This is a genomic window from Herbaspirillum sp. C9C3, from assembly GCF_013359625.1.
In the GTDB taxonomy this organism is placed as follows: domain Bacteria; phylum Pseudomonadota; class Gammaproteobacteria; order Burkholderiales; family Burkholderiaceae_D; genus Herbaspirillum.
Genome location: NZ_JABFMQ010000047.1, coordinates 1 through 10,433 on the forward strand (window position 1 = coordinate 1; position 10,433 = coordinate 10,433).

Below are 10,433 nucleotides of genomic sequence, written 5' to 3' on the forward strand. Positions count from 1 at the left end.
AGTCATTGCGCGACTTCATCGATGCCACCCAGGCGGATTACGAGGATCCGTCGCAAGCGCAGGCCAATCGTTTCAAACAGGCCATCCTGCTGGCAGCTTCCCCGGATGCCATTGGCCTGACTACGCCCAAAGGCGTGCATACGCATGCTGGTGGCGAGATCACGCTGTCATCGGGAACGGATACCAGCATCGCTGCCGGCAAAAGCCTGCTGGTCAGCGTGGCCGAGAAGATCAGCCTGTTCGCCTTCAAGGCCGGGATCAAACTGTTCTCTGCAAAGGGCAAGGTGGAGGTACAGGCGCAGAGCGACGATCTGGATCTCATTGCTGAGAAGGTGGCCCGGCTGCTGTCCGCAAGCGGACGGGTGGAGATTCGCGCCAAAGAAGAAGTACTCATTACGGCAGGAGGCTCCTTCATCCGGCTCAACGCATCGGGAATCACCCAAGGGACGTCAGGAGCCTGGGAGGCCAAGGCTGCCACCCACGCCATGCCGGGGCCGACGACCCTGGCCTACGAGATGAACAAGTCATCGGCAGTCCTGCCGTTCGACGAAGAGTTCGTCCTGAGGTGGCCGTATGACCAATCTCCCGTCAAGAACCGGCGCTTTGAAATCGTCCGTGGCGATGGCACCAAGGTGCGCGGCATGACCGACGCACAAGGCAAGACCGGCCTGCAGAAGAGCCTGTTCGTCGAGCACACTTCCCTGCGCATCCTTCCTGAATGACGACCTCCATCATGAGCAAAAACAATAGTGAACGCTTGCTGACACCGACCTTTGACAAGAAGGGCAATCCTGAATGGAAATCGACGCTCAGCAGTCCTGATGACTCTTGTGCGGTCTGCCACATGATTCCGGATCGTGTCATTCCGGTGATCTTTGTGCCGGGGGTGATGGGTAGCAATTTGAAGGGAACAGGAAATGCAGGCGACATTTCTTGGCGGCTGGATAGCGTTCGTTCCATGTCGCCTTGGCTATCCCGCGGGGCGGCGCTGCGAAAGAAATATTTGGCTCCACAAAAGATGGTCGTTGATGACGATGGAGCAAGACCCGACGGAACCGCCCAGCATGACGAAGAACTGAAGCGGCGCGGCTGGGGTGAAGTTGGCGCGATGAGCTACGGTGACTTTCTGGTTTGGCTCGAGAACGCGTTGAACGATTTCGTCAATACCAAGGGTGGCCCTCGCGATTTGCTGATCAACAAGGCATTGGGATCCATGAAGAGCGATGATGCTTTACTGAAGGAACAGGTAGCCCTCAGCTACCGCTATCGATTCCCGGTGCATGCCTGTGGTTATAACTGGCTGGATGGCAATGACGCATCCGCCGAGCAGTTGAAGCAGCGGATCAATGCCGTGATTACGCGATACAAGCAGGAGAAGAAGCGCTGCGAGAAAGTGATTCTGGTGACGCACTCCATGGGGGGACTCGTGGCGCGCTATTGCTCGGAGGTGCTGGGGATGTCGGACAAGATTCTCGGCATCGTCCACGGCGTCATGCCTGCCATCGGGGCAGCCGCTGTTTACCGACGATTCAAAGCAGGAACGGAAGGCGCATGGCTGGCGGCCAAGGTATTGGGAGAAGACGCCGCAGAAATGACTGCGGTGTTATCCAGCGCACCGGGACCATTACAACTGCTGCCAACGCCGGAATATGGAAATGGCTGGCTCAAGATTGATGATGGGAGCACCGTCGTCAGTCTGCCGCGCAATAACGACCCGTACAACGAGATCTACACCGTCCGTGGGCGATGGTGGAGCATGTGCGAGGATTATCTGATCAATCCGCGCCCATCGAAGAGCCCTCCGAGGGAGCAGCGGGAAATCGATGCCGACTGGGCTGGTTTCTCGGCGCTCATTCACGGAAAGATCAAAGACTTTCACCATGCGATTAAAGAAAAATATCATCACAACACCTACGCGTTTTTCGGTAGCGATCGTGAGTTTAAAGCTTATGGGACGGTATGTTGGCGAACAACGTTCCAGTCAATCAGACGTCCACCTCTCCCGCGACCGGAGAAAGACGTATTCAATGCAAAACCTCACTTCTACGGTGAATTGGGGGAAACAAGGACCGCGCTCTATCCCGGAATGAGCGCAGGACAAACTGTACCTAATGAAGTGTTCCGGATCAGCGAGCCCGACGAAGAGGGTGACGGAACTGTTCCCCATCGCTCTGGCATCGCGCCCAAAGAACATACCGGCATCAAATCAATGCTTCGGGTTTCAGTTGGCCATGAACCGGCTTATAAAGATTCAGCCATGGCGAGGGAGTTCACTCTCCGCTCCATCGTTCAGATCGCCCAGGCGATCAAAGGCACATCTCTGGATTACGAATGAATAAATTCATGCGGAATAAATATCTGGGTTCCTCTGGCGTGCTGCTCGCATTGATCGCGTTTACGTTTTTTTCATGCCAATCCGGAATCCCGAAACTCAATGCGAAGGAAACACAGAAGATGAATGCCATTACGGAGAAAATGATTCCGAGATGTTTTGGACGCTATCTGATTGACTTGCCAGAAAGTTTCGTCCTCAATACCCAAGGAGGGCAAGATATCGATGGGGTGACCATCGATATCAAAGCACTCTCAGAGGCAGATTTCCACCTGGCGCTAGACACAAGAAAAAGGGTGCTCGAGTCGGGAATCCTTCTGCGCGAACCAAAGACCGCAACGCTCAAGGAAACCATCACTCTCCCAAATGGACGAGGTGTAATTTTTGATCGTGCCGAGAATCATTTCAGCAATATGTTCCGCATCCTTGAGCTCATGGATTGGCGTGATGGATATCAAATCAAAATGCACATCGCCGCCCGGGATATGAGTTATTCAAACGAAGAATATCCGAACGGCCCAATACCAACCACCACCCCCGAAAAACTGGCCGCCCTGCTCAAGGTCTACCATCGCACCCAACCCCGTGGCGACGAAATCCCCCCGGGCCAGGGTACCTGCATCCTCAACGGCTTTGTCACGGGCCCCGCTTCAAGCGACGAAAGTCTGCGCTTCTTCTATCATCTGAAGGACGTCGACGATGTGTATTTCACGTTAGCGACCTTATCCGGCCCGCGCGATGCTGACACTCTGCTGGACCGGATGAAGTTCCTTGCGCCCATCTGGAAGACGGGCGACGGTCGCCTCATCAGGAGCGGCAGGCTTTATCACGAGCTGCCCGGACAGGAAGTGCTCTATATGACCCCGGATGAACACACCAAGATTCCCACCCTCCGCTTCCTCTACGAAGATGCGCGCCACGGAAAAGGCATCACCAACCCGATGCTCGACGTAGAAATGAATGTCGGCAAACGCAAACCCGAACCTGATCCCAAGGACCCGAACGAGCATACCTATCCGCCGCCCATCCTTGCCCCCAGCCTGAGCGAAGCCGAAGCCATCCACCTGTGGGATAAGGTCCTGCCGACGCTACGCACACGCCCCGGCGCATTCTGATCGTGCCCCCTCCCCAAAGAAAGCCACGCATGCCACTACCCATCATCCGTCTCGGCGACTCCACTTCCCATGGCGGCAAAGTGATCTCCGCCTCTCCCACCCACACCCTCCACGGCATCGGCATTGCCCGTGTCGGCGACCTGGTCAGTTGCCCCAAGGAAGGGCATGGTACCAATCCGATCATCGAGGGGGCGCCGACCTGGCTGATCGGTGATCGCATGGTCGCCCTGCAAGGGCATCGTGCTGCCTGCGGGTGCAGCCTCATTTCCAGCCTGGCCACAGCCTCCTATGGCTGACAGCCAGCGCCGCCTGTCCGGAGCAGGGCAACATTTGCGCATATCCGCCCTGAAAATTGCACCGACACCACGCTTTGCGCCATTTCCTGCCCCTTTTTGACGCACCATTGCCCGCCACCACCCCCGGGCGGTTTACAATGCCGCCTGCAAAAAAATCCCCGAGTTTCACACAAGCAACACCGCCCGCCGCGCTACCCGCTCGCCTGCCCCTGTTGCCCCAACCATTCCAGACAAGGAAATCAAGCAATGATCAAGATGTTCTCCCGCCACGCCCGTACGCTGGCGCTGACCGCCGGCTTCGTCGGCATGCTGGGCCTGGCCGCCTGCGGCAAGCAGGAAGACAAGAGCGCCGCTGCCCCTGCACCGCAAGCCGCTGCCGCCCGCGTCTACGTGGTCGGCGTGGAATCGGCCTACGCCCCCTTCTCCTCCGAAAACGAACAGAAGGAAGTGGTCGGCTTCGACATCGACGTCATGAAGGCCCTGGCCAAGAAGATCGGCATCGAAGTCAAGTTCGTGCCCACGCCCTTCGAAGGCTTCTTCAATTTCCTCGCCCAAGGTGACCGCGACCTGCTGATCTCGGCCATCACCATCACCGATGAACGCAAGAAGTCGGTGGCCTTCTCCGATCCCTACTTCGTGGCCACCCAGACCATCGCCCTGCCGGCCGCAGAATCCAAGGTCAGCAAGATGGAAGACCTGAAGCCCCTGACCGTGGGCACCCAGAGCGCCACCTCCGGCGACGAACTGGTGCAGCAGGTGCTGGGCAAGAACAGCGCCAAGATCAAGCGCTTCGACTCCACCCCGCTGGCCCTGAAGGAACTGGAAAACGGCGGCGTCGATGCCGTCGTGGCCGATGAACCGGTGGTCAAGAACTACATCGCCAACAACCCCAACAGCAAGCTGCGTACCGTCACCGATCCGAGCTTCCCCAAGGAAGACTACGGCATCGCCGTGCGCAAGGATGATCCGGAACTGCTGGCCAAGATCAACAAGGCCCTGGCCGAAATGAAGGCCGATGGCAGCTTCGCCGCCATCAGCGCACACTACTTCGGCAAGTAAGCGCCGTCCGCAGACTGTCGGCAGCCCTCCCCCGGTGACGGCGGCAGTTTGCCGCCGTCCTGTCCTTCCAGAAACTGATTTTTCCAATCCCCAATCGAGTCCGACATGGATTTCCGCTGGAGCATCATCCAAGGCTACGCGCCGCTGTTCGCCAAGGGCGTTCTCATGACCTTGCAGGTGTCGCTGATCAGTATTCTGATCGGTACCGTGATCGGCTTGCTGGTGGGCATGCTGCGCCTGGCCGAGGTGCCGCACGGCCCCTGGAAGTGGCCGCTGAAGGTGCTGCGCTGGCTGGCCGGCTTCTACGTCGCCTTCTTCCGGGGCACGCCGCTGTTCGTGCAGATCATGCTGATCCACTTCGCGGTGATGCCACTGCTGGTGCAACAGGAACACGGCCTGCTCATCACCGGGGAACTGGCACGCACCATCAAGCAGGACTACGGTGCCTTCCTCTCGGGCACGGTGGCGCTGTCGCTCAATGCCGGCGCCTACATCTCCGAGATCTTCCGCGCCGGCATCCAGTCCATCGAGCGCGGCCAGTCCTATGCTGCGGCCAGCCTGGGCATGAACTATGGCCTGACCATGCGCTACGTGGTGCTGCCGCAGGCGTTTCGCCGCATGCTGCCGCCGCTGGGCAACGAAGCCATCACGCTGCTCAAGGATTCCTCGCTGGTCTCGGCCATCGGCCTGGCCGAACTGGCCTATGCCGCGCGTACCGTGGCGGGCACCTATGCCCGTTACTGGGAACCGTACATCACCATTTCCATCCTGTATTTCTCCATGACCATCTGCCTGGCACTGGTGGTGGCGCGACTGGAAAACAAATACAGCACCCCGCATCGCCGCTGAACGCAGGGATGACGTGCGCTAGTGGCAAGCGGGCGGTATCATGCCGCGCATGACATCGATGCACACTCTTCCCCAACTCGCTCCCGGCAGCCGCCGCGTGGCCGTGATCGGCGCCGGTCCGGCCGGCCTGATGGCCGCCGAAGTCCTGGCCGCACAAGGCGCCGCCGTGGACGTCTACGACGCCATGCCCTCGGCCGGTCGCAAATTCCTGCTGGCCGGACGCGGCGGCATGAACATCACGCACTCCGAACCGCAACCCGACTTCCTGCCTCGCTACGGCAATCGCCGTGAACAGGTGGCGCCCTTCGTGCGCCGCTTCGATGCCGACCAGTTGCGCGCATGGATACACGCCCTGGGCATCGAGACCTTCGTGGGCAGCTCCGGCCGCGTCTTCCCGCGCGAGATGAAAGCCGCACCGCTCTTGCGCGCCTGGCTGCATCGCCTGCGCGAGGCCGGCGTGCGCTTCCACATGCGCCATCGCTGGCTGGGCTGGCAGGAAGACGGCGCACTGCGCTTTGCCCATCCTGATGGCCACACCGATGTCCAAGCCGATGCCGTGGTGCTGGCACTGGGCGGGGCCAGCTGGCCGCGCCTGGGTTCGGACGGCAGCTGGGTGCCGCTGCTGCAAACCCGTCAGGTGGAAGTCGCCCCGCTGCTGCCGTCCAACTGCGGCTTCGAGCTGGACTGGAGCGAACATTTCCGCAGCCGCTTCGCCGGCGAACCGGTCAAGCCGGTGGTGGCCAGCACGGCGCTGCCCAGCGGCGGCGTGCAGAATCGTCGCGGCGAATTCATCGTCACCGCCGAGGGCATCGAAGGCAGCCTGGTCTATGCGATGTCCTCGGCCTTGCGCGACACCATTACCGCAGAAGGCTCGGCGCGCCTGTACCTGGACCTGCTGCCCGACTGGCCGCTGGAAAAAGTGGAAGCCGAACTGGCCCATCCGCGTGGTGCGCGTTCGCTCTCCAGCCACCTGCAAAGCCGCCTGCATCTCAAGGGCGTGAAGGCCGGACTGCTGCGCGAGCTGGTCAGCAAGGAGGATTTCGCCGACATGGGCAAGCTGGCGCGCGCCATCAAGGCCTTGCCGCTGACGGTGTTGCGTACGCGCCCCATCGCCGAAGCCATCAGCAGCGCCGGGGGCGTGAGCTTCGAGGCGCTCGATGATGCGCTGATGCTGCGCGCCCTGCCGGGCGTATTCTGCGCCGGCGAGATGCTGGACTGGGAAGCGCCCACCGGCGGCTACCTGCTCACCGCCTGCTTTGCCACCGGCCGCGCCGCGGCGGCTGGTGTCCTGCACTGGCTCATCAGCGACGACCGTGCCGCCAGTCTGAGCAACACCTCCAAGGAAGAACACAAGTGACCCAAGACGACCGCCTCATCGACCTGGAAATGAAGATCGCCCATCAGGAACACCTGCTGGACGAACTGAACCAGACCGTCTATCGCCAGGAAAAGAAGATCGAGGAACTGGACATGCTGCTGCATGCCCTGGCCAAGCGCTTCAAGGAATTGTCCGACACCAGCCAGGACCGCGCGGCCGCCAACGAGAAGCCGCCGCATTACTGATCGCACCGCTTACGCTTTCTCTTCGCTGCTCGCACCACCATGGCCCACGAACGCCGCATCGCCCACCTCGACATGGATGCTTTCTATGCCTCGGTGGAACTGCTGCGCTATCCCGACCTGCGTGGCCAAGCCGTGGTCATCGGCGGCGGCTCGGCCACGCGGCCGGTGGAATTGCCCGACGGCTCGCGCCAGTATTTCCGCATGCGCGATTACGCCGGGCGCGGCGTGGTCACCACGTCCACCTACGAGGCGCGCGCGCTGGGCGTGTTCTCGGCCATGGGCATCATGAAGGCGGCCCAGCTGGCACCGGACGCGATCCTGCTGCCGACCGACTTCGAGGCCTACCGCAAGTATTCGCGCCTGTTCAAGGAAGCGGTGCGCAGCATCGCCCCGCTGATCGAGGATCGCGGCATCGATGAGATCTACATCGATCTTTCTGCGTGGCCCGATACCGCGCATGAGGTCGCGCGCCACATCAAGGATGCGGTGCATGCGGCTACCGCCCTGACCTGCTCCGTCGGTGTGGCCCCCAACAAAATGCTGGCCAAGATCTCTTCCGAGCTGGACAAACCCGATGGGCTCACCATTCTCACGCCCGAGGATATCGAGCGCCGCATCTGGCCGCTGCCGACGCGCAAGATCAATGGCATCGGGCCGAAGGCCGCCGAGAAGCTGGCAGCATTGGGCATCGAGACCGTGGCCGACCTGGCACGTGCCTCGCCTGAATTGCTGCGTGCACATTTCGGGCGCAGTTATTCGGAATGGCTGGGACGCGTGGCGCAGGGCGTCGATGATCGCCCGGTACAGACGTATTCCGAACCCAAATCCATCAGCCGGGAAACCACCTTCGAACGCGACCTGCATGCGCGTGCCGACCGCGCGCAACTCTCCGAAATCTTCACGGCCCTGTGCGTGAAGCTGGCCGGCGACCTGGAGCGCAAGGGCTATGTCGGCCGCACCATCGGCATCAAGCTGAAATACGCCGATTTCCAGGGTGTGACGCGCGATGTGACACTGCCCTCGCCCACCGGGGACGCCGCCACCATCCGACAGGCGGCAGGGGAATGTCTGAAGCGCGTACCGCTGGAAAAGAAGCTGCGCCTGCTCGGAGTGCGCGTGGGTGCGCTCTCGCGCAAGGATGAGCTTGCGGCGGCCGCACAGGCGGTGCAGGCGGAATTGCCGTTTGCCGGCTGATCCATTTTCCTGCGAACTTTCTGTGCGTTTTTCCAGCGAGCTCTGCGGCCAGCCCGGCCATGGAAAATTTAACTGCAAGCGTGGACAATCCGACATCGCTTGCGGCAGGACGGGCGTGTAAAATCTCCCCCTTTCCCTCTTTGCCCTGCTCCGGAAACCTATGTGGTTCAAGAATCTCCAGATCTACCGTCTGCCCGCACCGTGGGCGATCCATGCCGACGAACTCGAATCCCATCTCGCGCCGCAGGCCTTCACCGCCTGCTCCAGCCTGGACATGCAGAGCCAGGGCTGGGTGCCGCCGCGCAACAATGAAAAACTGGTGCATGTGGTCAACCGCCAGCTGCTCTTGAAACTCGATACCGAGAAGAAACTGCTGCCCTCGACCGTCATCAACCAGGTGACCAAGGCCCGTGCCGCCGAGCTGGAAGAACAGCAAGGTTTCCCGCCGGGCCGCAAGCAGACCAAGGAATTGAAGGAGCAAGTCACGGATGAGCTGCTGCCGCGCGCCTTCTCGGTGGTGCGCAGCACCTGGGTCTGGATCGATCCGGTCAATGGCTGGCTGCTGGTCGATGCCGGCTCGCCCTCCAAGGCCGAGGAAGTGTTGAAGCTGCTCTTCAAGGCCATCCCCAAGTTCCCGCTGGAAACGCTGCGCACCGTCATGTCGCCGGCAGCGGCCATGACCGACTGGCTGGCCAGCGACGAAGCGCCCAACGGTTTCACCGTGGACCAGGATACCGAGCTGCGCTCCACCGCCGAGAGCAAGGCGACGGTGCGCTACGTGCGCCACACGCTGGAAGCCGACGACATCCGCCGCCATATCGAGGCCGGCAAGCAGTGCACGCGCCTGGCGCTGACCTGGGCCGACAAGGTCTCCTTCGTGCTGACCGAGAACCTGTCGGTCAAGCGCATCGCGCCGCTGGACGTGCTCAAGGAAGACAGCGAGATCGCCGGCAAGAACGACGATGAGCGCTTCGACGGCGACTTCATGCTGATGACCGGTGAGCTGGCCAAGCTGCTCTCGGCACTGGTCGACGCGCTGGGCGGGCAGTTGAAGGAGAACGACGGGACGCTGGCGCAGGCTGCCTGAACTCAAGCGGCCCTATTTGCATCACGACAACGGGAGCCCATGGGCTCCCGTTTTTCATGCGCGTCGTTGCGCCTCGGTGATCCTGGCAGGGGGCGCCACGAGCACATTTTCCAGCGGCAGCATCGCATGCGGCAGCGTGGCGGCCAGTCGCGCGCTGGAGACACCATCGCGCGCACCCAGCGCCAGGCCATTGAGAAAGCTGGTGTAGAAATCGCCCAGCGCCGTGACATCGGCATCGGCGCGGATCTCCCCTTCGCGCTGCGCCTGCAACAGGCGGGCGCGGATTTCATTGCGGCGCTTGTGGCGGCGTTGCGAGAGCGCATCACTGTGCTGGCTGTTCTCGGGCGCACAGTTGATGGCTGAAATCACGACCATACACCCCTTTCCCGCCGGCAAGCCCGGCACCGTCGTCTTGCCCGAATACATGCGCACGCTAGCGCGCAGCATGGCTTGCAGGTCTTCGCGAATACCCTTGCCGGCCTGCAACAGGCGCAGCGGTTCGGCACTGATGGTGCGCGAGTAAACCTCCATGACTTCGCGGAAAAGCGCATCCTTGTCGCCGAAGGCCGAGTAGAGACTGGGTGCCTTCACGCCGATGGCCTCGCACAGATCGGCCATGGTGGTGCCTTCATAGCCCTTGCTCCAGAACACTTGCATGGCCTGCTGCAGCGCCTGGTCGCGGTCGAAGCTGCGCGGACGGCCACGGGTTTTTATCATCGGTTTCCTTTGCGGGGCATTACCCCTGGCGGTAATGGTGTTGCGCAGAAGTGTAGTTTAATTTAGTCGGCATTACAAAATTAAATCGCCAGCCCTTGAACTTTGGGGAAGACGTTCCTATTATCTAATGCTCATTACATAAATAAACGGTAATGAGCAACATCATTAGGGCCTGTTCACATTCAATCTGTGAGTGCGAGAGGTCGCCAAGCGTTGTCTGC

At 60.9% G+C, this 10,433-nt stretch carries 11 protein-coding genes; 10 read left to right on the plus strand and 1 reads right to left on the minus strand.

Features of this window, described 5'->3' with window-relative positions:
- From HNO82_RS21770 to HNO82_RS21815, 10 genes are all read left to right on the plus strand, one after another.
- Positions 1-722: DUF2345 domain-containing protein (locus HNO82_RS21770; protein ID WP_175345113.1), on the plus strand; the 722-nt coding region annotated here is incomplete at its 5' end.
- A gap of 11 nt (positions 723-733) precedes the next feature.
- Complete coding sequence (locus HNO82_RS21775; RefSeq protein WP_175345114.1) at positions 734-2,335, plus strand: esterase/lipase family protein; 1,602 nt, start codon at positions 734-736, stop codon at positions 2,333-2,335.
- Positions 2,332-3,447 carry a T6SS immunity protein Tli4 family protein gene (locus tag HNO82_RS21780; protein WP_175345115.1) on the plus strand — a complete coding sequence of 372 codons (1,116 nt, stop codon included), beginning with the start codon at positions 2,332-2,334 and terminating at the stop codon, positions 3,445-3,447. Before HNO82_RS21775 ends, HNO82_RS21780 begins: the two co-directional genes overlap by 4 nt.
- Before the next feature lie 29 nt (positions 3,448-3,476).
- A complete protein-coding gene (locus tag HNO82_RS21785) occupies positions 3,477-3,743 on the plus strand; it encodes a PAAR domain-containing protein (RefSeq protein WP_175345116.1) in 267 nt (88 codons plus the stop codon).
- A gap of 246 nt (positions 3,744-3,989) precedes the next feature.
- On the plus strand, positions 3,990-4,802 hold the full coding sequence (locus tag HNO82_RS21790; protein ID WP_175345117.1) for a basic amino acid ABC transporter substrate-binding protein: 813 nt from the start codon (positions 3,990-3,992) through the stop codon (positions 4,800-4,802).
- Between the two features lie 105 nt (positions 4,803-4,907).
- A complete protein-coding gene (locus HNO82_RS21795; RefSeq protein ID WP_175345118.1) occupies positions 4,908-5,651 on the plus strand; it encodes an amino acid ABC transporter permease in 744 nt (247 codons plus the stop codon).
- A gap of 58 nt (positions 5,652-5,709) precedes the next feature.
- A complete protein-coding gene (locus HNO82_RS21800; protein ID WP_175345119.1) occupies positions 5,710-7,008 on the plus strand; it encodes a TIGR03862 family flavoprotein in 1,299 nt (432 codons plus the stop codon).
- Entirely contained in the window at positions 7,005-7,214 is a 210-nt protein-coding gene (locus HNO82_RS21805; RefSeq protein WP_008332911.1) for a SlyX family protein, read from the plus strand. Before HNO82_RS21800 ends, HNO82_RS21805 begins: the two co-directional genes overlap by 4 nt.
- Positions 7,215-7,253: 39 nt before the next feature.
- Positions 7,254-8,408 (plus strand): DNA polymerase Y family protein, encoded by a 1,155-nt coding sequence (locus HNO82_RS21810; protein ID WP_175345120.1) that lies wholly within the window; start codon positions 7,254-7,256, stop codon positions 8,406-8,408.
- A gap of 160 nt (positions 8,409-8,568) precedes the next feature.
- Entirely contained in the window at positions 8,569-9,495 is a 927-nt protein-coding gene (locus HNO82_RS21815; RefSeq protein WP_175345121.1) for a recombination-associated protein RdgC, read from the plus strand.
- 54 nt (positions 9,496-9,549) lie between these two features.
- Here HNO82_RS21815 and HNO82_RS21820 read toward each other — a convergent pair whose 3' ends face one another.
- A complete protein-coding gene (locus HNO82_RS21820; protein ID WP_008332915.1) occupies positions 9,550-10,212 on the minus strand; it encodes a TetR/AcrR family transcriptional regulator in 663 nt (220 codons plus the stop codon).
- Between the last annotated feature and the right edge of the window lie 221 nt (positions 10,213-10,433).

Coding starts and splice junctions, on each gene's coding strand:
- HNO82_RS21775 (WP_175345114.1), top strand. CDS start 734: ATGAGCAAAAACAATAGTGAACGCTTGCTGACACCGACCTTTGACAAG.
- HNO82_RS21780 (WP_175345115.1), top strand. CDS start 2,332: ATGAATAAATTCATGCGGAATAAATATCTGGGTTCCTCTGGCGTGCTG.
- HNO82_RS21785 (WP_175345116.1), top strand. CDS start 3,477: ATGCCACTACCCATCATCCGTCTCGGCGACTCCACTTCCCATGGCGGC.
- HNO82_RS21790 (WP_175345117.1), top strand. CDS start 3,990: ATGATCAAGATGTTCTCCCGCCACGCCCGTACGCTGGCGCTGACCGCC.
- HNO82_RS21795 (WP_175345118.1), top strand. CDS start 4,908: ATGGATTTCCGCTGGAGCATCATCCAAGGCTACGCGCCGCTGTTCGCC.
- HNO82_RS21800 (WP_175345119.1), top strand. CDS start 5,710: ATGCACACTCTTCCCCAACTCGCTCCCGGCAGCCGCCGCGTGGCCGTG.
- HNO82_RS21810 (WP_175345120.1), top strand. CDS start 7,254: ATGGCCCACGAACGCCGCATCGCCCACCTCGACATGGATGCTTTCTAT.
- HNO82_RS21815 (WP_175345121.1), top strand. CDS start 8,569: ATGTGGTTCAAGAATCTCCAGATCTACCGTCTGCCCGCACCGTGGGCG.
- HNO82_RS21820 (WP_008332915.1), bottom strand. CDS start 10,212: ATGATAAAAACCCGTGGCCGTCCGCGCAGCTTCGACCGCGACCAGGCG.